Here is a 21,857-nt window from a genome sequence, read left to right as displayed (position 1 = left end):
CTCAGTGGGCGCCGGCGCCGCGTTCCTCGCGGATCCGGGCGACCACCTCGGCCGCGGTGGCCCGCACCGCCTCCGTCTCCGTCAGGAAACGCCAGTAGTCGGGATGGCGGCCCTCGAGACCGGCGATCGCCTGCTCCAGGCGGGCCACGGCCGCGTCCAGGGGCCCGGCGTGGCGTGGGTCGGGGGTGTTGCGGCCGGCCATGGCCAGGCGCTGGGCGTCGCGGAGGGCGAACCGGGTGCGTTCGATCTCCTGCTCGGGGTCCTTCTGCACGGCGTTCAGCCGGTTCAGCCGGTCACCGGCGGCGGAGACGGCCTCGTCGGTGGTGTTGAGCAGCGCGCGCACGGTCGAGAGCAGGGCGGTGGCGTCGGCCCAGCGCTGCTCGTCCCGGGCGGCCCGCGCCTCGGCCAGCTTGGCCTCGGCCCGGCGGACGTTGTCCACGGCGACCTCGGGGACGCGCTGGAGGTCCTGCCAGCAGGCGACGGTGAAGCGGCGGCGCAGTTCGCTGAGGATCGGCTCGATCTGCTCGGAGCGGGTGGTCAGGGCCTGGGCGCGGGTGCGCAGGGAGACCAGCCGGCGGTCGATCTCGGCGGCCCGCTCCGGCAGCCGTTCCGCCTCCACCCGGATCGCCTCGGCCTCGCGGGTGACGCGTCCGGCCCGCTCCAGCGTCTGCGGCACGCCGTGCCGGCCGGCGCCCTCGTTGAGCTTGGTCAGCTCGGGGGACAGGGCGGCGAGCCGGGCGGCCAGGTCGTCGGCCTTCAGCCCGGCGCCGCGCGCGGTGTCCAGTGCGGTGGAGGCGGCGAGCAGCGCCTGCCGGGCGCGTTCCACGGCGGGTGCCAGCCGGGCCAGCTGGGTCTCCGCCTTGCCGAGCAGCGGCCCGAGCCCCTCGGCGAAACGGTCCAGCTCCTGCTTGACCCGGGTGAGCTCGTCCTTGGCGGCGGTCAGCTCGCCGCGGGCGCGGGAGGCGGAGGAGGCGTCGAGGTCGTCGCGGTCGAGGTCGTGGGCGTCGACGGCGCTGATGTAGCGGTGGCTGGCCTCGTCGATGCGCCGGCCCAGCGCCTCGAAGTCGGCGATGGCACGCCGGGCGGCGGGCGAGTCGTCGACCGCGTTGATCGTCTCGATGGAGATGCGCAGATCGCGCTGGGCGGTGTCCAGCTCGTAGAAGGCGGCCGCCGCCGCGTCCTTGGCGGCCTGCGCCTCGGCGCGCTGGTTCTCCGCGCGCCCGCCGAACCAGCGCCGGGTGCCGCCGCCGGCGAACGCGGCCGGCAGCGCCAGCGCGGCAAGGAGGGGCAGCACCGTCAGCGTGAGGACTTCGCGCGCGGCTCGGAGCGGAATGCGGCCGCGCGCACGGCGCACGCGCGGCTTCGACGGCGAGTACGGCTGCGCTGGTGTCGCCGTCACATCCCTCTCCCGTACTGTCGTTCGCCCTGCCCGGTGTCATTCTCCCACCGGTACAGGACGAACACACGGGTCGGTCAGTTCGCCGTACGGACCACGAGTCCTCCGTCGCGGGTGCGGGCGGTCACCCGGTGCGGGCTGGAGTCGTCGCGCGGCACGGAGATCCGCTCGCCGCCTTCGCCGGTCCCGGTGTCCACCCGGTAGGCGGCGCGGGGCAGTTCGACGGTCAGGGAACCGTCGCGGGTGCGGGCGTCCACCCGGTCGGGCACGGCACCGAGGGTGAGGCGCACCGAGCCGTCGCCGCTGTGCACGCGCACCGTGCGGGAGGAGACCTCGGCGCGCACCGAGCCGTCGTTGGTGCGCAGCTCCAGGGGCCCGGAGGTGTCCGTGACCCGGACGGACCCGTCACCGGCGCGGATGCTGAGCGGGTCCTTGAAACCCTTCGCCCGTACGCTGCCGTCGCCGTCCTCGACCTTCACCGCGAGCCCGCGGGGCACCTCGACGCGGTGGCGTGCGGAGCAGCCGACGACGATGCCGGAGCACTTCAGGCGCAGCGTCAGCCGGTCGTCCTTCATACTCCACATCACCTCGGGATCGGAGCCGATGGCGACCTTCCCGCTGAACCAGCGCGTGACCTCGACCTTCCCCTGCTCCTGGTCGTCGGTGGCGACGATCTCGAGCTCGGAGTCGTCGGAGTCGACGGTGAGTGTGCCGCCCCGGACGTCGAAGGTCCGGTGCTCGGGGGTGTCGTCGGACGTGGCCGAGGTCCCGCAGGCGGTCACGCCGGCCAGCAGCGCCACCGAGATGCCGGCGAGCGCCAGCCGTGCGGGGACGCAGCCGCGGCCCTTCCCGGTGCGGCGGTCTCCGGTGATGCGGAACGTACGGCTCGTGCGGTTCATGACGGTCTCCCCCAGGAACGGTCGAAGGGCGCCTTCCAGCGCACTTCGACCGTATGAATCGGGGGACCGGCGGACGATCCGGCCGGCTCCCGTTTCCGTGGTGGGGATATCCCCCGCAGCAGGCGGGGGTCCAGGCGGGCAGGCCCGCCCGCCGGTACGGGTTTGCGGGACCGCGCCCTGGGCAAGGTAGGCTGTCGGCTCGTCCTGGGTGCACAACGCCCGGGCGCGGGTGCGTAGCTCAGGGGTAGAGCGCCTGCCTTACAAGCAGGATGTCGGCGGTTCGAAACCGTCCGCGCCCACGCAGGTCAGAGGCCCCTCGCCGGTTCGGTGAGGGGTCTCTTGCTGATCGTTCGGGAGATCGTTGGGAGATCAGCTGCGGCCGCCGAGGGCAAGGCGCTGACGGGCGAGCGGGTGGCGCTGGTCTGCCTGTTCCGCCGCGTCTAGCCTGCTGCATGTGAGCGCTCGCCCCTGAGCATCGCCGACCAGGATGTCGGCGGTTCGAAACCGTCCGCGCCCACGCGACGCAGGCCCCTGCGTGATCACGCAGGGGGCCTGTCGCCGTGCCCGGCTACTCGCCGTCCTTCTTCGTGGCGTCCTTCGCCGCCTGCTCGTGCGCGTGCTTCAGCGCGGAGCGGGCGCGCATCCGGTCGGCGCCGCTGAGCTCGGACCAGTAGCGGTGGGTGCTGATGAACACCGCGAGCTCGTGCTCGCGGCGGCGCAGCTTCTCCACCTCGGCCTGTTCGTCCTCGGTCCAGCCGGGCGAGGCCGGGCGTTCGACCTTGCGCCAGCCGTTGTCGTCGCTGAAGCCGTCGAGAGGTTCGACCGACCAGGGGAGACGCTTCAGCAGGGCCGACAGCTCGGCCCGGACCTGATGCAGTTCCTCCTGACCGGCGAGGAGGTCACTCGGAAAGTCATAGGTCTCAGCCACGGCCCAATGATACGCCTGTTCGATTCTGTGGGGCGGGTTGTACGAGAGTCCGCGCTGCCTTTCACCCGATCGTGGAAGAGGCGGCCGGCAGGGGCCAGACTGGGGGCATGTGCCGGAGCATCAAGACCCTGCGTCCGCCCGCGTTGCCCGAGGAGGCGACCGAGGAGGAGATCAGGGCCGCAGCCCTGCAGTTCGTCCGCAAGGTGTCCGGTTTCCGGGCACCGGCCGCCCACAACCGCGAGGTCTTCGACCGGGCCGTGGACGCCATCACCGAGGCCACTGCCGAACTCCTGGCGGGCCTGGAGGTGCGCGGCGCCCCCGCCCGCAAGGCGGGTTAGGCGCGGCTCCCGCCCGGGGACGCCCGCCTCCGCGTCAAGGAATGTCAAGGAATCAGGACGCCTCGGACGGGCGGGGGCGGCGCATCAGAAAGGCCGCTCCCGCGCCCGCCCCGAAGAGGGCGCCGACGGAGACGGCCGTGGCGACCCAGGTGGCGCCCAGCCAATGGGCGCCGAAATAGCCGAGGGCCACGCTGTACGCTGCCCAGGTCAGGCCCGCCAGGGCGGACCAGGGGAGGAAGTCGCGGGGGCGGCGGTGGGCGGCGCCCGCGCCGAGGGAGACCACCGAGCGTCCCGCGGGCGCGAACCGGGCGAGCACGACCAGCGCGCCGCCGCCGCGGGCCAGTGCCGCGCCGAGACGTTCCTGCGCGCGGGTCAGCCGCCGGGAGCGAGCTATCGCCCGGTCCAGCCGGGGTCCGCCGCGCCAGGCGAGCCGGTAGGCGACGAGATCGCCCAGCACGGAGGCGGTGGCGGCGCACAGCGTGAGGACCACGATGTCGGGCACGTCGGTCGCGGTGCCCGCGGCGGCCGCTGTAGCCGCGGTGATCACCAGGACGCCGCTGGGCAGCACCGGCAGAAAGACGTCGAGCAGGACGGAGAGCGCCACCACCACATAGATCCATGGGCTCCCGACCAGCGACGCGAGACTCTCCACCCGATACTCCCCATGGCTCCCCCGTGGGCCAGACCGTGCCGGGCTGTCGCGGGGGAGCGGCAGATGAGGCAGGAGTGGCCAATGACAGCCATACAGCGTACGCGCGACGGGTGACAGAAGGGTCACGGGGGGTTCGCGCGTCGGACGAGGATGGTGCGTGCGCCGGGCGGGGTGAAGCCGCGCGAGGAACGATGAGTTTTGCGCGCCGGGCGCGGAGAGCCTCGTGCCGGGAGCGGTGAGTCCGCGCGCTGGGCGTGGAGAGCCTCGTGCCGGGAGCGGTGAGTCCGCGCGCTGGGCGTGGAGAGCTCGTGTGCCGGGAGCGGTGAGTCCGGCGCGCCGTCATCGGCCACCGGGGCCCGGGGGCGGCGGGGAGCCCTGCCGTGGATCAGGCGGCCACCGGTGACCGGTCGGGCTGCTGCTCCTGTGCGGAGGCGCGCCGGGCGAACAGGCGGTCCAGGCCGAAGGCGCCGGAGCCGGTGAAGATCAGCAGGAACATGGCCCAGCAGTACATCGCCGCGCCCTCGCCGTCGTTCTGGATCGGCCAGAGCGCCTCGGGCTGGTGCACCTTGAAATACGCGTAGGCCATCGCACCGGAGGCGATGAAGGCGGCGGCGCGGGTGCCGAGGCCGAGCAGCACCAGGCTGCCTCCGGCCAACTCGATGGCGGCCGCGTACCAGTTGGGCCAGGCGCCCATCTCCTCGGTGCCGCCGTTGCCGTCCACACCGCCGAACGCCCCGAGCAGGGCGCGGGCACCGTGGCAGGCGAACAGCAGGCCGACCACTATGCGGAACAGCCCGAGGGCATACGGCTGCCAGCTGTTGAGGCGTTCGGTCATGTGCGGGGTCTCCTTCGGTCAGGCCGGCCCGGTCGGCCGGTCCGGGGGAACACCGGAGCGCCCACGTTAGGTCGACCTAACCAATGCTTGCAAGTTCAAGTTTCGGCCATGAGATCACACCGAAGCGGGCAGAACGGCCCCTTCGCCGCTGCCCCTTGGCGTCATCGGAGAGGGATACGCGCCGCCCCCGGGTCCGGTGCTCAACGCCGTGACGCACTCCACACCCCGGCCGCTGCGAACGCCGCCGCGCCCCCTCGCCGGCTCAGTCGCTCAGCTTGGTCTCGCTCACGGTGCGCAGCCGTGCCGCCGCCCCGTCGCGGCCCTCCGCGCGGGCGTGCTCCAGGCGCAGCACCGCCGAACTCCCGCGCGTCGACAGCGTCATGAGCTGATTGCCGAACCAGGGCCCGCCGGTCCTGCGCCAGCTCACCGGCGGGCGCCCGCAGCCGCCGTGCCGGAGGAAGAGGCGGCCCAGCCAGCGGGCCGGGGCGCTCCAGCCGAAGCGGAAGCCGAGCCGTATCGACAGCGGAATGAAGTTGTGCACCGGCGAACAGGTCAGCTGCACCACCCGCGCCTGAGGCTCGCGTCCCCCGGGCCAGTGCGGCTCGGCGACATAGGCGTGGTGGACGTCGCCGGACAGCACGCACACCGTGGCCGGCGCGTCCGGACCCGAGGCGGCCCCGGCGATCAGCTCCGCCAGCTCGGCGAACGACTCCGGGAAGGCCGGCCAGTGCTCGAGATCGGCCGCCCGCCGCAGCTTCTCGCCCAGGCGCGCCCAGCGCGGCCCCTTGGCGCCGCCGCACAGCACCGAGCTCCACGCCTCCACGTCGTGCACCAGATGCGGCAGCAGCCAGGGCAGGGACGTGCCTATGAGGAGGTGGTCACAGGAGCCGCGGCTCTCGCGGGCCTCGGTGCGCAGCCACTCCCACTCGCCCGGATCGAGCATGGAGCGCCGGCCCTCCTCCAGTACGCGGGCGGCGCGGCTGTCCACCATCAGCAGCCGCACCCGGCCGAAGTCGCGCCGGTAGCTCCAGCGCACGGCGGTGGCGTCCGCCTCGGCCTCCGCGGCGAAGGCGCGCAGCGTGTCGGTGCCGTCGGGAGTCTCCCGCACGGCCGCGTACACCGGGTCGGCGGCCAGCTCCGCGGGGGAGAGATTGCCGATGTGCTGGTGCACCCAGTACGACATCAGCCCGCTGAGCACCCGCTCCCGCCACCAGGAGGTGGTGCGCATGTCCTCGACCCAGGACGCGGAGGTGTTCCAGTCGTCGATCACGTCGTGATCGTCGAAGATCATGCAGGAGGGCACGGTGGACAGCAGCCAGCGCACCCGCGGGTCGAGCCAGGACTCGTAATAGAGGTGGGTGTACTCCTCGTAGTCCGCCACCTGGTCGCCGGGCGGGTCGCTCAGATCGCGGCGGGCGGCGAGCCAGGCGCGCGTGGCGTCGGAGGTCTCGTCGGCGTACACCTGGTCGCCGAGCAGGAGCAGGACGTCGGGGCGTGCCCCGGCGGGGTCGGCGGCGAGCCGCGCGGCGAGGGCGTCCAGGGCGTCCGGGCCCACCGGGTCGGGCTCGCCGGGCGGCGGCGAGGCCCAGCGGCAGGAGCCGAAGGCGATACGGGTACCGGCGCCGGGACCCGGCGGGGCGATCACCGAGGGCGGCAGGGAGGCGTACGGCTCCTCGGCGAGCGGCCAGACCCGGGTGCCGTCGAGGAACACCTCGTACTCGGTGGCCGTGCCCGGGGTCAGCCCGGTCACCGTGACCAGCGCGTAGTGGTGGCCCGCGATCTGGAAGGTGGGGGCCTTGCCGCCGCTGCCGTCGGCGCAGCGCACCTCGGCGGTGGCCGGACGGCTCGTCTCGACCCAGACGGTCGCCGACGAGCCGTCGAGGTATCTCAGCAGCGGTCCGAGGCGCAGTCCGGCCATGGTGACCCCTTCCTCCGTCGCTGCGTACGGTACGCAGCGACGGAGGCCCGCGGGGAGATCCCGGAGGTCAGGCGTTTTGAGGACCGGGCGTCAGCAGCTGGCCAGGCGGCTCTGCAGCGCGGACTTCTCGGCCGAGTCGACGGACAGGTCGTAGTAGTACTTCACCTGCACCCAGGCCCGCAGGTAGATGCAGTGGTACGCCGAGCGCGGCGGCATCCAGGTGGCCGGGTCCTGGTCGCCCTTGGCCTGGTTGACGTTGTCGGTGACGGCGAGCAGTTGCGGGCGGGTCAGGTCGTTGGCGAAGGCCTGGCGGCGCGAGGTGGTCCAGGAGTCGGCGCCGGAGTCCCAGGCCTCGGCGAGCGGCACCAGGTGGTCGATGTCGACGTCGGAGGCGGCGCTCCAGGTGGCGCCGTCGTAGGGCGAGTACCAGCTGCCGCTGGTGGCGGCGCAGTTGGAGTCGGTGACGACGTTGGTGCCGTCGCGCTTGAGGACGGTCTCGCGGGTGTTGCAGGTGCCGGACTGGGTGATCCAGTGCGGGAACAGGTCCCGGTCGTAGCCGGTGCGGTCCTCGCTGGCCACAGTGAGCGTGGCGAGATAGCTGCGGGCGGTGGAGGCGCTGATGGGGGTGGGGAGGGCGGCGGAGGCGGTCGGGCCGTTGAACAGCCCGAGGGAGGCTATGAGCCCGGTGAGCGCGGTGAGGACGCTCAGCCGTCGACGCGCGTAGAACTTCGGCATGCGAACTCCCTTGTGGGGTAGGGGCGTTGAGACACGAGCAGGGGCATGCTCGCCACGCCGCATGACGGAGAGGGGTCTCTCCGGTAAGAAGCTAGAGACGTGTTCATGACACGTCTATGGGCGCGGTGTGGTTGAGCTGTGAAATTTCTCGCCCGAGGGCCGGTGAGGGCGTCCCGTACGATGGAGGGCGCAGAAGGGGAGTAGCTCTTCGCCGGACCGTCGACATACTGCTCAGCCCGCCTGAGCCGGCGCCCGGAGGCGGCCTGCGAGCACGTTCAGGTGCTCGGGCCCGCCAGCGAGACCTTCGGCAAGCAGTGCATGCCCGCGCCGCACGGTACGGGCACCGAGTGCGCTGCCGTGCCGAGGTGTCCGCTTGTCGCACAGCACTCTCGGTGGGGCAGCCCCGACCGATTGAGGAACCGTTGATCAGCCTGACCGTGACGGCCGTCGTCTTCGGCGTCGTCTTCCTCGCTGAGCTGCCCGACAAGACCGCGCTCGCCGGTCTCGTCCTGGGCACCCGCTACCGCGCCTCCTACGTCTTCGCCGGCGTCGCCGCCGCCTTCGCGCTGCATGCCGCGCTCGCGGTGGCCGCGGGCAGCGTGCTGACGCTGCTGCCGCAGCAGATCGTGCACGCGCTCACCGGGGTGCTGTTCCTGGGCGGCGCGGCCATGCTGCTGATGAAGAAGGACGAGGACGAGGAGGAGATCCGCAAGCCGGAGAACCAGAGCTTCTGGAAGGTCTCCGGGGCCGGGTTCATGCTGATCCTCGTCGCCGAGTTCGGTGATCTGACGCAGATCATGACGGCGAATCTCGCTGCTCGTTACGACGACCCGCTCTCCGTGGGGCTGGGTGCGGTGCTGGCGCTGTGGGCGGTGGCCGGGCTGGGCATCGTGGGCGGCAAGGCGCTGATGAGGCGGGTGCCGTTGCGGCTGATCACGCAGGTTGCTGCGCTGCTGATGCTGGGGCTCGGGGTGTGGAGTCTTTGGGAGGCGGTCACCGGGTGAGGCCGTTGGGCGCCCTGTGGCTGTGAGGTCGTCGCCGGGGGTGTGGGGAGGTCGGTGGCGCCGGGGCGGGATCGTTTTGTACCGTGGGTGAACAAAGTGGCTCCCGCCCGTTCTCCCTGACCGGCGGGCGGGGCCGCCTTGTCCTTCCGGGGGAGCGCCGCCGAGTTCCTCCGCCTCAAGCGACTGGAGCTGCCGATGCCGGCCACCGCCGTACTCACCGCCCGGGCCCTCCTGCTGGACATGGACGGCACTCTCGTCAACTCCGATGCGGCCGTCGAACGCGTCTGGCGCCGCTGGGCCGAGCGCAACGGGCTCGACGGGGACGAGGTGATGAAGGTCGTGCACGGGCGGCAGGGCTACGCCTCGATGGCGCTGCTGCTGCCGGACCGGCCGATGGAGGAGAACTACGCCGACAACGCGCGGATGCTGGCCGAGGAGACGGCCGACACCGAGGGTGTCGTCGAGATCCCCGGTGCCCGCGGCTTCCTCGCCTCCCTGCGGGGCGTGCCGCACGCGCTGGTGACGTCGGCGAACGTCGCGCTGTCCACGGCCCGGATGGCGGCGGCGGGGCTGCGGATGCCCGAGGTGCGGGTGACGGCCGAGTCGGTCGGGGCGAGCAAGCCGGATCCGGAGGGCTTCCTGAAGGGCGCGGCCGAGCTGGGGGTCGACCCGGCGGACTGTGTGGTGTTCGAGGACTCGGCTGCGGGCATCGCGGCGGGGCGGTCCGCGGGGATGCGGGTGGTCGGCGTCGGGCCTCGGGCCGGGGCGCACGGGCCGGATGTTGTGGTGCGGGACCTTACGCAGGTGCGGGTCGAGGTTGAGGCGGGGGTTGACGGCGGGGTTCGTTTGCACATTGGGGAGTGAACGCGGGGGTGGTGGGGGGCGGTTAGCTGCGCTGCCGGGTGCGGGTGTTCCGTGGCTGGGCGCGCAGTTCCCCGCGCCCCTGGGGGGTGCCTGAGGTGCGTGGTCAGGTGCGGGTGGGCTGTGGCTGGGCGCGCAGTTCCCCGCGCCCCTGGGGAGTGGGTGCCGGTCGGGGTTGTGAGGGGCCCCGCGTCCCTTATAGGGGCGTGTTGGTTTCAGGGTTCGCGGGTTTCGGACTCCAGGAGCTTCCGGGTCTCGGGGCTGTAGACGCCGAGTTCGTCGCGGAGGCCGCGGGACCACTGGTAGGTGCGCAGGGCCTCCTCGGTGCGGCGGTTGAAGTTGCCGTGGATCTCGTCGTTGTAGAGGTGCAACTGGGCCAGCCGTGACTGGAGTTCGGCCACCTCCTCGCCCCGGTCGCCGCGGCGGAGCACCGGGGGCGGGGCCTCGCGGCGGGCGCCGTCGTCCTCCTGGGCGGTCTCGGCCGGCTCGGCGGCGCTGGTCGACGGGCGGGCGGACTGGGACGTCCGGGACGGGGACGGGGTGGCGCTGGAGGCCGACGGGGAGGGGGAGCCGGACGTGCTCGCGCTTGCGGAGGGCGAGCCGGACGGGGATGAGGAGGGGGAGGCTGAGGGTGCGCCGGAGCCGGGGGCGGGGGAGACCTCCGAGGGGGTGACGTCGGGGACGCTCGCCCTGGTCTCGTCCGGGAGGGACTCGTCGCGGGACGGGGGCTCGTAGGAGAAGAGGCCGCTCGCCCAGCCGGCGGCTCCGACAACGGCGACCACCGTTCCCGCTGCCGCGAGCAGAGTCGCGCCGCGGCGCCGGCGCGGGGGTGCGGCGTCGTCGGGGGAGACCGGGGCGGGCTCGCCCGGCGGGGGTGTGGTCTCGAAGAGGTCCAGGTCGTCGGGGCTGGGCCGGCCGGCGGCCGGCGCGAGCGGGGTGGGGAGGGCCGTGGTCTCCGGGGGCACGGCGCGCAGCGGCATGGTCGCGTCGGCCGGGGTGCCGGAGGCGCCGGCCTCCTCGTCCGGCGTATCGGCCGCGGGGCGGCCGTCCAGCTCCACGTACGGCCGGATGCGCAGCGGATCGAAGTCCTCGGCGGCGGCCGCCTCCGCCGTCCGGGCATCGCGCAGGGCTTCGGCGGCGCGGTCGGTGCAGGCGCAGGAAGGGGTGTTGCCGCTGTTTCTGGGCGTGCCGCACTCCGGGCACGGGTTCCCCCTCGGCTGTTCCACGCGTCGTCCCTCCCCTCGCGAACTCCAGAGATTATGCAGATCTTCTCCACACCGGCCGTGGCGCGCCCCCGGAATGTGAACTTCCGGCAGGACTCGACAGGCCATAACGGGACATACCGATCACGATGGAGAGGAACCCAGGATTCTGTGGAGGTCTCCATGGCCGATGACGCGCACGGCGGCACGCCGGACGCGAGCGCCACCCGGCCCGCGCCCGGCACGGGACCGCCGGCCGGGCCGGACAGCGGCGCCGGCGAGCAGGTGTCCGCCGATGTGCTCGTCTCCATCGGCGCCCTGCTGCTCGGCCTGCTGCTCGCGGCACTCGACCAGACCATCGTCTCCACCGCGCTGCCCACCATCGTCAGCGAGCTGGGCGGCCTGGAGCACCTGTCCTGGGTGGTCACCGCCTATCTGCTGGCCTCGACCGCCGCCACTCCGCTGTGGGGCAAGCTCGGCGACCAGTACGGGCGCAGACGGCTGTTCCTGACCGCCATCGTGATCTTCCTGATCGGCTCCGCGCTGTGCGGGGCCGCGCAGGACATGGCCCAGCTGATCGCGTTCCGGGCCCTGCAGGGCCTGGGCGGCGGCGGTCTGATCGTGCTGTCCATGGCGATCGTCGGCGATCTCGTGCCGCCCCGCGAACGGGGCCGCTACCAGGGGCTGTTCGGGGCGGTCTTCGGCGCGACCAGCGTGCTGGGCCCGCTGCTGGGCGGGCTGTTCACCGAGCATCTGAGCTGGCGGTGGGTCTTCTACATCAACCTGCCGGTCGGCGTCGTCGCGGTCGCCGTGATCGCCACCGTCCTGCACATCCCGCGCCGCGCCACCCGGCACGTCATCGACTACCTCGGCACCTTCCTCATCGCCGCCGTCGCCACCTGCCTGGTGCTGGTCGCCTCCCTCGGCGGCACCACCTGGGCCTGGGGCTCCACCCAGATCGTGGGCCTTGCGGTGCTGGGCGCGGTGCTCGCCGTCGCCTTCGTGGCGGTGGAGCGGCGGGCCGCCGAGCCGGTGCTGCCGCTGAAGCTGTTCCGCATCCGCACCTTCACGCTGTCCGCCGTCATCAGCTTCATCGTCGGCTTCGCGATGTTCGGCGCGATGACCTATCTGCCGACCTTCCTCCAGGTGGTCCAGGGCGTCACCCCCACCATGTCCGGTGTGCACATGCTGCCGATGGTGGCCGGCATGCTGATCGCCTCCACCGGCTCCGGGCAGATCGTCAGCCGCACCGGCCGCTGGAAGGTGTTCCCGATCGCCGGCACCGCCGTCACCACCCTCGGGCTGGTGCTGCTCCACCAGCTCGACGAGAACAGCCCCACCGGCGAGATGAGCGCCTTCTTCTTCGTCTTCGGCCTCGGACTCGGCCTGGTGATGCAGGTCCTGGTGCTGATCGTGCAGAACGCCGTCTCCTACGAGGACCTCGGCGTCGCCACCTCCGGCGCGACGTTCTTCCGCTCCATCGGCGCCTCCTTCGGCGTCGCCATCTTCGGCACGATCTTCGCCGCCCGGCTCGGCGACGAACTCGCCGCCGCCTTCCGCGGCGCCCAGCTCCCGCCCGGAGTCACCCCCGCCGCCCTGGAGGCCGACCCGCGCGGCATCGACGCCCTGCCGCCCGCGCTGCGCCCGGACGCCGTCCACGCCTACGCCGTCGCCATCACCGACGTCTTCCTGTACGCCGCGCCGGTCGCGCTCGCCGGGTTCGTGCTGGCCTGGTTCCTGCGGGAGGACCGGCTGCGCGCCTCGGTCACCGCGCCCGACGTCACCGAGACCCTCGCCAGCAACCCCGTCGAGCGGTCCTCCTACGACGAGGTGTGCCGCGCGCTGTCCCTGCTCGGCACGCGCGAGGGGCGCCGCGAGATCTACCGGAAGATCACCGCCCGCGCGGGCTACGACCTGCTGCCCGCGTCCAGCTGGCTGCTGCTGCGGATCCGCCGGCACGGCTCGGTGGAGCCGGCGCTGCTCACCGAGCGCACCACCATCCCGCTGGGCGTCGTGATGGACGCCGCCCGCCAGGTCGAGTCCCGGCACCTGGCGGCACGGCGCGGTCCCGACCTGGTGCTGACCGAGGAGGGGCGGACGGTCGCCGAGCGGCTGGCGCAGGCCCGCGAGGAGTCCCTGGCCGAACTGCTCGGCGACTGGTGGGGGCCGGAGAGGCCCACCGACCTGGTACAGCTGGTGCACGACCTGTCCGGCGAGCTGTGCGGCTCCAGCAGCGAGAGCCCGCGCGGCGAGAGCCCGCGGGGCGAGCGTCCGGTCACCCGCGCGGTCTGAGTCCCGTCACGCGCGCGGTCTGAGACGGGAAGGGGCCGGGGGGCCGGGACGAGAAGGGGTTCCGCCGGAACCGGGGGCTCAGCCGAGCGGCTCAAGAGGCTTGGTGAACAGTGCTCGGCGTACGGGTCGGCGTTGTGCGGTTCGGTCTCCGTGCCGCCGAGCCGGGCGTACAGGGCGCGGGCCTCGACCAGGTCGCTGCGGGTGTCCAGGATCATCCGGCGGGCCCCGCGCGCCCGCGCCGCCTCCTCGGCGGCCCGCACCAGCAGCGCCGCCCCGCCCCGGCCGCGCATCCGCTCGTACAGGAAAACCCGGGTCAGCTCGGCCGTGGTGCCGTCCGGCGACAGCCGGATGCCGGCGCTGCCCGCCAGTTCGCCCGCGTACCGCGCGACCAGCAGCAGCCCGCGCGGCGGCGCGAGGCCGGCACCGTCGTACGCGGCGATCTCCTGCTCCAGCTCCCGGGGGTCGGTCCGGCGTCCCTCGTGCAGCAGATACCAGCGGTCGCTGACCTCGGTGCAGTACGCGCGCCAGAGCGCGGCGGCGGTCGGGGAGCCGGGCGGCTCGGGGGCAACGGTCCAGACTCGGGGGCAACGGTCCAGGTCATCCCCGCATGCTGTTTGCGGACGCCGTTCGGGGCTACCCGCTGTGCGAACCGGCTCGCCAGGAGTGCCGGTTGGGACGAGAACCCGGAAGGCATACATGTCCACTGGACTGATCATTGCGTTGATCGTGATTGCTGTCGTCCTCGTGGCCGTCGCCGCCGTCGTCGCCCTGCGCGCTCGCGGACCCCGGCACGGCATGAGCCTCGAGCGGCGCTTCGGGCCGGAGTACGAGCGGGTGGTCGCCCGCCACGACGGGGACACCCAGGCGGCCGAGCGGGAGCTCGCCGACCGCGTCGAGCGCCACGGATCCCTGCGCATGCGGGAGTTGGAGCCCACCGAGCGGCACGGCTTCGAGGCGCGCTGGACCGCCGCCCAGGAGCGGTTCGTCGAGTCGCCGCGGGAGGCGCTCGCCGAGGCCGACCGGCTGATCTCCGAACTCGCCGGCGCCCGCGGCTTCCCCGACGGCGGCCAGTACGAGGAGCAGTTCGCCGCCCTGTCCGTGCACCACGCCCACCACGTCGACGGCTACCGGCGCGTGCACCGGGTGACCCGGGCGCGGGCGAACGGCGCGGCGGACGGCGGCGCCGGCACCGAGGAGATGCGCGAGGCGATGGTCGAGGCCCGTGTCCTGTTCGACGAGCTGCTGCGCCCGTCCCGCCACGACGGCGGACGCCACCGCGCAGCCCCGGAACGCGAGCACGAGACCCGGTCCGCACGCGGCTCGCACACGCCGTCGCTGCTGCACCGGCGCCAGACGAAGGAGAGCTGAATCATGACCGACACCACCCGGCACCCCGAGAACCCCACGGCCGGCGGCGCCCCCGCCGACGACGGCAGCGACAGCCCGCTGGTCGCCGCCCACCCGCAGTCCACGGAGCCCCCGGCCACGTCCGGAAGCTCCCAGGACGCCCCGGCCACGGACACCGCCGGCCTGGCCGCCGAACGCGACCGCCCCGCGGCCGAGGACACCCACCGTGACACCGGCGCCGGCTCCGACCGCGGTGCGCACTACACCCGGGGCGACGGCCTCCACGGCACCGGCTCCGGGCAGAGGCTGCTCGCCCGTGACGACAGCGACAAGCTCACCGCGCAGCTCCAGCACGCCGTGGCCGGGTTCGTCGACACCCCGCGCGAGGCGGTGGCCGAGGCCGACCAGTTGCTCCAGGAGCTCACCGAGCGCGTCACCCACGCGGTGACCGAGCGTCGCCGCACGCTGCGCCGGGCCTGGCAGGCCGCCGAGACCGGTGAGGACGGCGGCACCGCGGCCACCGACACCGAGCAGCTGCGCCTGGCCCTGCGGGACTACCGGCAGCTCGCCGAGCGGCTGCTGCACGTCTGAACGGGGCGAACCGCTCCTTCCGGCTGCGACCGCCCCTACGGCTACGACTACGCGACCGCCGCTACGACTACGACTGCGACGAAAGGCCCCGGCCGCCCGCCGCCTCCCGGCGCTCCCGCCACTGCCGTACGACTTCCTCGACGTCATACGGCTTCTTGCCCAGCGGGGGGCCGGGCGGCGGCTTGAACATCATTTCGCGGATTCTCGCGTTGATCTCCGTGAGGATCTTCCGCACCAGCCGCTCCGAGGGCGCCGCGAGCGCCGCCTCCAGCGCGTCCTCGGCCTCCTTGCGCAGCGCCAGCGCCGGCGGCAGCACCGACAGGCCCTCGCGGGACATCTTGCGCTTGACCCACCACAGTTCGTCGTAGGTGGTCTCGATGTCGCGCGGCAGGGGCTTGCCCGCGCCTTCCAGCCGGTCGAACTCCCCGCGCGCCTCGGCGTCGCGGATCTGCTTGTCGGCGAACGACTCAAAGCTCACGCCGGGGGGCTTGCGCTCGGTCATGCACCCATTGTGCCGGACGGAGTACAGCCGGGCGTTCTATCATGCGGCGGATCTCAGCCAGCCGGATCGTCACAGGAGGAGCGCACGTGCTCGAACTCACCATGGCCGCCGTGACCGCGGCAGAAGAGGGTGCCACGGCCGGGATGCAGATGGCCGACGCACCCAGCGAGCCGGGCGCCGTGCTGCGAGTGGGACGCGACCGTTCGGTGTGCCGGCTGGTCACCCCGGACGACTGGCTGTTCGTCTCCCGCGTCCACCTGGAGTTCCAGTGCGGGCAGGACAGCACCTGGCATCTGACCTGGCTGCGCGGCTCCCTGCCGGAGCCGTCCTCCGAGGTCCGCATCACCGTCGGCGAGTACACCGGCCCGGTCGCCTACGGCGGCACCGTCGCGCTGCCCAGGGGCGGCAACGGCGAGATCGTGATCCACGACCGCACCGCCCCGCGCAGCGTCAACGTGGGCTTCTACCACGTCAACGTGGGCTTCTACCACGAGGTCTAGCCAGTTCTAGGAGCACTCCCGGCGGGCTTTGGCCCGAGGGCTCAGGCCAGCACCCGCGCCAGCGCGAATCCGTCGTGGCCCTTGACGCCGACCGTCTGGATGGCCGTACCGCTCAGCCGCGGATGCTCGGCGATCATCTCCAGCGCGGCGCGGGTGCCCTCCACGTCCGGGTCGTGGTTGTCCTGGTCGGCGATCCGGCCGCCGCGCACCACGTTGTCCAGGACGATCAGGCTGCCGGTGCTGGTGAGCCGGAGCGCCCACTCCAGGTAGCGGGCGTTGTTGGCCTTGTCGGCGTCGATGAAGACCAGGTCGAAGGGCGGCGGGTTCTCGTCGGCGAGCCGCGGCAGCGACTGAAGCGCCGGGCCCACCCGCACCTCGACCTGCTTGTCCAGCCCGGCCCGGGCGAGGTTGCGGGTGGCGACCTCGGCGTGCCGGGGCTCGTACTCCAGGGTGATCAGCCGCCCGTCCGGCGGCAGCGCGCGGCCCAGCCAGATGGTGCTGTAGCCGCCGAGCGTGCCGATCTCCAGGATGTGCCGGGCGCCCTGGACCTGGGCGAGCAGCTGAAGCAGCTTGCCTTGGTTGGGTGCGACGGCGATGGACGGCAGCCCGGCCGCCGCACTGTCCCGCAGCGCGGCGTCCAGGGCCTCGTCGCCTGGTGCGAGGCGGGCCGTGAGGTAGTCGTCCACCTCGTGCCAGAGCTGCTCGTCGCTCATGCGCCCGTGCCTTTCGTCCGGTGGGTCAGGCGGATCCGGTGGTCCCGGCCGCCTCGCCCTCCAGTTTCCCCGCCTCGAGCGACGGCGGAGAACCGGGCAGCGGCCTTCCGGCCGACTCCGCCATCCGCCACACCGCGAAACCGCCGATCACGGCCGCGGCCATCATGTAGTAGGCGGGCATCATCACGTCGCCGGTCGCGCCGATCAGCGCGGTGACCACCAGCGGGGTGGTGCCGCCGAACAGGGACACCGAGACGTTGAAGCCGATCGACAGCGAGCCGTAGCGCACCCGGGTCGGGAACAGCGCCGGCAGCGCGGACGGCATGGCCGCGGTGAAGCACACCAGCAGCAGACCCAGGGCGCCCATGCCGGCGGCGACCGCGAGCAGCGAGCCGTCCCGGATCAGCAGCAGCGCCGGGACGGACAGCAGCAGGAAGCCGGCGCAGCCCGTGGCGATCACCGGACGGCGGCCCACCCGGTCGGTCAGCGCGCCGACGAACGGCTGGGCGAGCATCATCAGCGCCATCACACCGAGCACCACGAGCAGACCGTGCGTCTCGTCGTAGTGCAGCTCACCGGTCAGGTAGCTCGGCATGTACGACAGCAGCATGTAGTCGGTGACGTTGAACACCAGCACCAGGCCCATGCACAGCACCAGCGCCCGCCACTGGCCGGTGATCATCTCGCGCAGCGGCACCTTCGGCCGGTTCTTCTCGGCCTTCTCCACCTCGGCGGCGAACGCCGGGGTCTCCTCCAGACGCATCCGCAGATACAGGCCGATGATGCCCATCGGGCCCGCGATCAGGAACGGGATGCGCCAGCCCCAGGCGAGCAGGTCGTCGGAGGACAGCAGCGCGGTCATCAGGACGACCAGGCCCGCGCCCGCGATGTAGCCGGCGAGCGTGCCGAACTCCAGCCAGCTGCCGAGGAAGCCGCGCCGCTTGTCGGGGGCGTACTCGGCGATGAACGTGGAGGCACCCGCGTACTCGCCGCCGGTGGAGAAGCCCTGCACCAGGCGGGCCGCCAGCAGCAGGATCGGGGCGCCGACACCGATCGCGGCGTAGGAGGGGATCAGGCCGATCGCGAAGGTGCCCACGGCCATCATGATCATGGTGAGGGCGAGGACCTTCTGCCGGCCCACGCGGTCGCCCAGCGGGCCGAACACCATGCCGCCCAGCGGGCGCACCAGGAAGGCCGCCGCGAAGGCGCCGAAGGTGGACAGCAGCTGGGCGGTGGGGTTGCCCGACGGGAAGAAGACCTTGCCCAGGGTGACCGCGATGTAGCTGTACACACCGAAGTCGAACCATTCCATCGCGTTGCCGAGCGCGGCCGCCTTCACGGCGCGCCGGACCAGCGCGGGGTCGGTCACGGTGGGTGCGGCGTCCCGGGCGCCGGGCGCCTCGGGCCGCGTGGCCTTGTGCGGGGACGGGGGAGCGGCGACAGGAGCAATCGACAAAACGACGCTCGCCTACCTTTCGACGGGGACAGGGACGGGCTCCGCGCGGCGGCGCTGTCGGGCGGGCCAAGTACGCGACGATAGGCGCCGCTTGTCCCTTTACGGGTGGTACGCGGATCGTTGCAGGGTGCACAGAAATGCGCGGTGTCCAGGCACGCAGCGCCTCTCGCGGCCGGGTTCCGGCCCGTTTGGATGTGATCCTTCTCGCGCTCTCGGAGCGCAACCTGACCGCCCGGCGTCTATCGTCGACCGGACAACAGGAAGAAAGCGGTCAGGTGAAGAGGGGGTTGTCTGCGTCTTGGCTCTGGGGCGGTGCGAGCTCATAGAGTGCGCAGAGTGACCTTCCACGCACGCAGCGCGTGGAGCGACCGGGGCGGGAGGCCGACCAGGCGTGGCGAATGCTGAGCACAGCCGGCGACCGGCGGAGGTTCTCGGGGCGACGGCCGTCGGCGGCACCCAGGCACGGCTGCGCGCGGTGCGCCTGGTGCTGTGGCTGGTCGCCGCCGTGCTCGCGGTGCGGCAGGTCACCGTCGTCCTGACCACCCCGCGCGGGGAGCGGCTCACCGACCTGGAGACCTGGGTGGGCCCCCAGGGCGTGCTGCACGTCAGCGGCTCCCTCTACGACTCCACCCGCTTCACCGGCACCCCCTTCGGCGGGCTGGTCCTCAAACCCCTCACCCGCTCCGCCGAGCAGGCCCTCGGCTGGGGCTGGACCTTCGGCTCGCTGCTGCTGGTCGTCGCGCTCGGCCTGGTCGCCGCCCGCGCCCTGCCCCAGCCCGTCGGCCGCCGCACCGCACTGCTCGCCGCACCGGTCGCCGTCAGCCTGCTGATGCTGTCCCTGCCGGTGCGCAACGCCCTGTGGCTCGGCCAGACCAGCATCATCCCCGTCCTGCTCGTCCTGCTCGGCTGCTTCGTCGCCCACGGGCAGCGCGTCAGCGGCGCCCTCATCGGCCTCGCCGCCGCCTTCCAGCCGACCCTGCTGCTGTTCGCGCCCCTGCTGTGGTTCACCGGCCGCCGGCATGCCGCCCTCTCCACCGGCGTCACCTTCGCCGCCCTCACCGGGCTCGCCTGGGCCGCGATGCCCCGCGACTCCTACACCTACTGGGTGCACCACATGGCGGGCGTCGGCCTCGGCGGCCCCGCCGACGACCTCGCCAACCAGTCCCTGCACGGCGCCCTGCTCCGCCTCGGCCTCCACGGCCCCCTGGAGATCGGGCTGTTCCTGCTGCTCGCCGCGGCCGTCGCCGTGCTCGCGCTGCGCCGCGCCGTGCGCTGTGCCCGCGACGGCCAGCTGCTGCTCGCCGTCGGCATCACCGGCTGCGCCGTCATCGCCGTCTCCCCGACCGCCTGGCAGCACCAGCTGCTGTGGGTGCTGCTCACCGTCGTCGGCCGCGCCGGGCGCCGCGCCTCCGACCGGCCGGTGTGGCCCGTCGCCGTCGTCCTGGTGATGACGCTGCCCGTCCGGATGCTGCTGCCGGACATGGCGTTCCTGTACCCGGTGCGCGACAACATCGTCCTGCTCGCCGCCCTGGCCGCCGCCACCGGCGTGCCCTTCCTGACCCGCACCTCGCCCTACTACCGCTCGCCGGTGCCCACCCGGTACGCCGACCCCGTCCCCGCCCGCTTCCACTGGGTGCCGCTGCTGCCGTTCCTGCGCCGGGTGCTCACCCGCCCCAACCTGCTGCTGGAGCTGCTGCTCATCCGCGTCACCTACGCCGCCTACGCCAAGGTCCGGCTCGCCGCGACCGGCGGCAGCATCTCCGCCGGACGCGCCCGCGCGGAGGAGCACGGGCAGCAGATCCTCGACCTGGAACGCTTCCTCCACCTCGACATCGAGTACGCCGTCAACCACGCCGTGGTGAAGATCGGCTGGCTGCGGGAGTTCTTCGACTTCTACTACACCTCGTTCCACTTCGCGGTGCCGCTGACCGTCCTCGGCCTGCTCTACTGGCGCCGCCCCGTCGACTACCGCTGGGCCCGCACCAGCCTCGGCTTCGCCACCCTGCTCGCCCTGGTCGGCTTCTGGCTCTACCCGCTCGCCCCGCCGCGCCTGATGCCCACCCTCGGCATCATCGACACCGTGCACGGCGTGCAGGACTTCACAAAGCCCGACTACGGCACGCTGACCGCCCTCACCAACCAGTACGCGGCGATGCCCTCGCTGCACTTCGGCTGGTCCCTGTGGTGCGGCGTGGTGATCGCGATCGTCGCCCCCCGGATGTGGATGAAGGCGCTCGGGCTGCTCCACCCCCTGTTCACCTGCGCCGCCATCGTGGCCACCGGCAACCACTGGATCCTGGACGCGGCCGGCGGCGCGGTCGTCGTCGGCGCCGGCCTGGCCCTGACCTGCCTGCTGCAGGGCCCGCGCGCCCGGACGGTCACGGCCGCGGCCGAGGTCAGCAGCGAGCGGCCCGCGCCCGAGAAGGACCGTACTCCGAGCTGATCCGGTACTCGCCCGGCGCGGACACCGTGAGCCGGGTGAACTCGCCCGCCCGGCTCAGACACCCGCCGTCGCTGCGCAGCCAGGGCGACCAGGCGACCCGCACGGTCACCTCGCCCGGCCGGGACACCCGCAGCACCAGACCGGCTCCGTCGGTGCGCACCACCGTGCCGGGGGCGGAGACCAGCGGCACGGCGTCCCGGACCCGGAAGACCTGCCAGTGCTCGTCCCGCCACACCGGCACCAGCCAGTCCGGCCGGGTGCGGCCGTCCCGGACCAGCCGCGCCTCCTCCTCGGCGAACGCTCATGCGCGGAGTCGGCGGCGATGTTGAAGCAGAAGCCTGTGAAGGCCGTCAGTATGCGTTGCAACGCACCGTCGGTCCATCCGGCCTGCCGGGTGCGGAAGTTGATGGATCCGGGCTGCCGACTCCGGCAGTTGGGGGAGATCCGGCCGCGTACGGCGGAACCGTCAGTCCATCCGCCGAGGCAGGCCCAGCAGGCCGATCTCCGCATCCGTCGGCTGCGTCATCACGTACTGCCGGTCGCGGTCGGCGCACCACAGGGTGAGGCCGTCGGCGAGGGTGGGCAGCGTCTCCACGTCGGCCCGCGGCAGCGCCATCGTCCGGCCCAGTTCGGCGGCCTCCTGCGGCGAGATCCGCTGCACACCCACCAGGCGCGCCTGCCGGACCAGCCGGGGCGCGACCGGACTCAGATACGGCAGCAGCGTCAGCACCGAACGCCAGGGCCCGGAGACCACCCGGCCGCGCGGCGGGCGCATGCCGCAGTCCCGGACCACCAGCACCGGCGTGCCCGCCGACGCGCCGAGCGGCGGGACCCGGCCGACGTCGTAGACCGCGAGCCCGTTCTGCCCGCCGCCCATGGCGTGCACCATCTGGGACCAGGCCTGTGCCCGCCCCGTCTCCACGGCCACCCGCGCACCGGTCGCCGCAGCGCGCAGCGCCAGCACCTGCGCCGTCCACAGACCGCCGATCAGCACCACCTCGTACGGCGTGGGACGGTTCAGGCCCAGCACGGCGGGCTGCCCCTCGGCGTCCGTGCCGATGACCACACCGTCGTCGCCGATCGGCAGCGTCAGCGTGTCCAGGTCCTCGCAGGAGAGGGTGTGCCGCCCGTGACGAGGCCCGAGCAGGCCGAAACCGCCGCGCAGCAGGCGCCGGCCACGTCCGGCGCCGGCGTCCGGCGCGCCAGCGGCCGGCACACCCTGCGGGCCGGCGCCCTGGAGCCGGG

General features: G+C 73.1%; 20 protein-coding genes, 1 tRNA gene and 2 pseudogenes. 9 read left to right on the top strand and 14 right to left on the bottom strand.

The genetic code is table 11. The features are described 5' to 3' along the window. Window position 1: 1 nt before the first annotated feature. Entirely contained in the window at window positions 2-1,399 is a 1,398-nt protein-coding gene (locus ABD198_RS26715; RefSeq protein WP_344006567.1) for a hypothetical protein, read from the bottom strand. 74 nt (window positions 1,400-1,473) lie between these two features. Further along, window positions 1,474-2,295, bottom strand: a complete 822-nt coding sequence (locus tag ABD198_RS26710) for a DUF4097 family beta strand repeat-containing protein (protein ID WP_344006565.1) — start codon at window positions 2,293-2,295, stop codon at window positions 1,474-1,476. A gap of 227 nt (window positions 2,296-2,522) precedes the next feature. Here ABD198_RS26710 and ABD198_RS26705 point away from each other — a divergent pair. Continuing rightward, window positions 2,523-2,594, top strand: a tRNA-Val gene (locus tag ABD198_RS26705). Window positions 2,595-2,863: 269 nt separating this feature from the next. On the opposite strand, the gene ABD198_RS26700 is transcribed toward ABD198_RS26705, so the two are convergent. Continuing rightward, the gene (locus ABD198_RS26700; RefSeq protein WP_344006563.1) at window positions 2,864-3,223 is read right to left on the bottom strand and encodes a hypothetical protein; all 360 of its coding nucleotides are present in this window, start codon (window positions 3,221-3,223) and stop codon (window positions 2,864-2,866) included. A 107-nt stretch (window positions 3,224-3,330) separates the two neighbouring features. Here ABD198_RS26700 and ABD198_RS26695 point away from each other — a divergent pair, with 107 nt between their 5' ends. Beyond that, window positions 3,331-3,561 (top strand): DUF2277 domain-containing protein, encoded by a 231-nt coding sequence (locus ABD198_RS26695; RefSeq protein WP_344006561.1) that lies wholly within the window; start codon window positions 3,331-3,333, stop codon window positions 3,559-3,561. Between the two features lie 52 nt (window positions 3,562-3,613). On the opposite strand, the gene ABD198_RS26690 is transcribed toward ABD198_RS26695, so the two are convergent. The 4 genes from ABD198_RS26690 to ABD198_RS26675 form a co-directional block, all read right to left on the bottom strand. Next, complete coding sequence (locus tag ABD198_RS26690) at window positions 3,614-4,213, bottom strand: DedA family protein (protein ID WP_344006559.1); 600 nt, start codon at window positions 4,211-4,213, stop codon at window positions 3,614-3,616. A 385-nt stretch (window positions 4,214-4,598) separates the two neighbouring features. Further along, a complete protein-coding gene (locus ABD198_RS26685) occupies window positions 4,599-5,048 on the bottom strand; it encodes a DoxX family protein (protein WP_344006556.1) in 450 nt (149 codons plus the stop codon). Window positions 5,049-5,310: 262 nt separating this feature from the next. Beyond that, window positions 5,311-6,966 (bottom strand): alkaline phosphatase D family protein, encoded by a 1,656-nt coding sequence (locus ABD198_RS26680; RefSeq protein WP_344006553.1) that lies wholly within the window; start codon window positions 6,964-6,966, stop codon window positions 5,311-5,313. A gap of 90 nt (window positions 6,967-7,056) precedes the next feature. Continuing rightward, on the bottom strand, window positions 7,057-7,701 hold the full coding sequence (locus ABD198_RS26675; protein ID WP_344006551.1) for an HNH endonuclease family protein: 645 nt from the start codon (window positions 7,699-7,701) through the stop codon (window positions 7,057-7,059). A gap of 422 nt (window positions 7,702-8,123) precedes the next feature. Between ABD198_RS26675 and ABD198_RS26670 the strand changes: the two genes are divergently transcribed. Together ABD198_RS26670 and ABD198_RS26665 are read left to right on the top strand one after the other, a co-directional pair. Beyond that, window positions 8,124-8,705, top strand: coding sequence for a TMEM165/GDT1 family protein (locus ABD198_RS26670; protein ID WP_344006549.1), 582 nt, complete (start codon window positions 8,124-8,126; stop codon window positions 8,703-8,705). Between the two features lie 195 nt (window positions 8,706-8,900). After that, window positions 8,901-9,569, top strand: a complete 669-nt coding sequence (locus ABD198_RS26665) for an HAD family hydrolase (RefSeq protein WP_344006581.1) — start codon at window positions 8,901-8,903, stop codon at window positions 9,567-9,569. Window positions 9,570-9,781: 212 nt separating this feature from the next. Here ABD198_RS26665 and ABD198_RS26660 read toward each other — a convergent pair whose 3' ends face one another. Further along, a complete protein-coding gene (locus ABD198_RS26660) occupies window positions 9,782-10,792 on the bottom strand; it encodes a peptidoglycan-binding domain-containing protein (RefSeq protein WP_344006547.1) in 1,011 nt (336 codons plus the stop codon). Window positions 10,793-10,951: 159 nt separating this feature from the next. On the opposite strand from ABD198_RS26660, the gene ABD198_RS26655 reads away from it, so the two are divergent. Next, window positions 10,952-13,060 carry an MDR family MFS transporter gene (locus ABD198_RS26655; protein ID WP_344006545.1) on the top strand — a complete coding sequence of 703 codons (2,109 nt, stop codon included), beginning with the start codon at window positions 10,952-10,954 and terminating at the stop codon, window positions 13,058-13,060. A 110-nt stretch (window positions 13,061-13,170) separates the two neighbouring features. Here ABD198_RS26655 and ABD198_RS26650 read toward each other — a convergent pair. Beyond that, window positions 13,171-13,656 (bottom strand): annotated as a pseudogene (locus ABD198_RS26650) (GNAT family N-acetyltransferase); the annotation flags it as partial. Between the two features lie 100 nt (window positions 13,657-13,756). Between ABD198_RS26650 and ABD198_RS26645 the strand changes: the two are divergent. Both ABD198_RS26645 and ABD198_RS26640 read left to right on the top strand, forming a co-directional pair. Continuing rightward, on the top strand, window positions 13,757-14,428 hold the full coding sequence (locus ABD198_RS26645) for a hypothetical protein (RefSeq protein ID WP_344006542.1): 672 nt from the start codon (window positions 13,757-13,759) through the stop codon (window positions 14,426-14,428). 3 nt (window positions 14,429-14,431) lie between these two features. After that, on the top strand, window positions 14,432-14,998 hold the full coding sequence (locus ABD198_RS26640; RefSeq protein ID WP_344006540.1) for a hypothetical protein: 567 nt from the start codon (window positions 14,432-14,434) through the stop codon (window positions 14,996-14,998). A gap of 67 nt (window positions 14,999-15,065) precedes the next feature. Here ABD198_RS26640 and ABD198_RS26635 read toward each other — a convergent pair whose 3' ends face one another. After that, complete coding sequence (locus tag ABD198_RS26635) at window positions 15,066-15,500, bottom strand: DnaJ family domain-containing protein (protein WP_344006538.1); 435 nt, start codon at window positions 15,498-15,500, stop codon at window positions 15,066-15,068. Between the two features lie 86 nt (window positions 15,501-15,586). Between ABD198_RS26635 and ABD198_RS26630 the strand changes: the two genes are divergently transcribed. After that, window positions 15,587-16,000: an FHA domain-containing protein gene (locus ABD198_RS26630; protein WP_344006536.1), complete on the top strand. Its 414-nt coding sequence runs from the start codon at window positions 15,587-15,589 to the stop codon at window positions 15,998-16,000. A gap of 41 nt (window positions 16,001-16,041) precedes the next feature. On the opposite strand, the gene ABD198_RS26625 is transcribed toward ABD198_RS26630, so the two are convergent. Together ABD198_RS26625 and proP are read right to left on the bottom strand one after the other, a co-directional pair. After that, the gene (locus tag ABD198_RS26625) at window positions 16,042-16,713 is read right to left on the bottom strand and encodes an O-methyltransferase (protein WP_344006534.1); all 672 of its coding nucleotides are present in this window, start codon (window positions 16,711-16,713) and stop codon (window positions 16,042-16,044) included. 25 nt (window positions 16,714-16,738) lie between these two features. Beyond that, window positions 16,739-18,169, bottom strand: a complete 1,431-nt coding sequence (proP, locus tag ABD198_RS26620; protein ID WP_344006532.1) for a glycine betaine/L-proline transporter ProP — start codon at window positions 18,167-18,169, stop codon at window positions 16,739-16,741. Window positions 18,170-18,560: 391 nt separating this feature from the next. Here proP and ABD198_RS26615 point away from each other — a divergent pair, with 391 nt between their 5' ends. Next, window positions 18,561-20,612 (top strand): bifunctional glycosyltransferase 87/phosphatase PAP2 family protein, encoded by a 2,052-nt coding sequence (locus ABD198_RS26615; protein ID WP_344006530.1) that lies wholly within the window; start codon window positions 18,561-18,563, stop codon window positions 20,610-20,612. Here ABD198_RS26615 and ABD198_RS26610 read toward each other — a convergent pair. Both ABD198_RS26610 and ABD198_RS26605 read right to left on the bottom strand, forming a co-directional pair. Continuing rightward, window positions 20,566-20,907 (bottom strand): annotated as a pseudogene (locus ABD198_RS26610) (hypothetical protein); the annotation flags it as partial. The gene ABD198_RS26615 and the pseudogene ABD198_RS26610 sit on opposite strands and share 47 nt — an antisense overlap. 171 nt (window positions 20,908-21,078) lie before the next feature. Continuing rightward, on the bottom strand, window positions 21,079-21,828 hold the full coding sequence (locus ABD198_RS26605; protein WP_344006579.1) for a hypothetical protein: 750 nt from the start codon (window positions 21,826-21,828) through the stop codon (window positions 21,079-21,081). Between the last annotated feature and the right edge of the window lie 29 nt (window positions 21,829-21,857).

Origin of the sequence: Streptomyces thermocarboxydovorans (assembly GCF_039524635.1) — a bacterium.
Taxonomy (GTDB): Bacteria; Actinomycetota; Actinomycetes; order Streptomycetales; family Streptomycetaceae; genus Streptomyces; species Streptomyces thermocarboxydovorans.
This window is presented reverse-complemented; position numbering and strand designations above follow the sequence as displayed.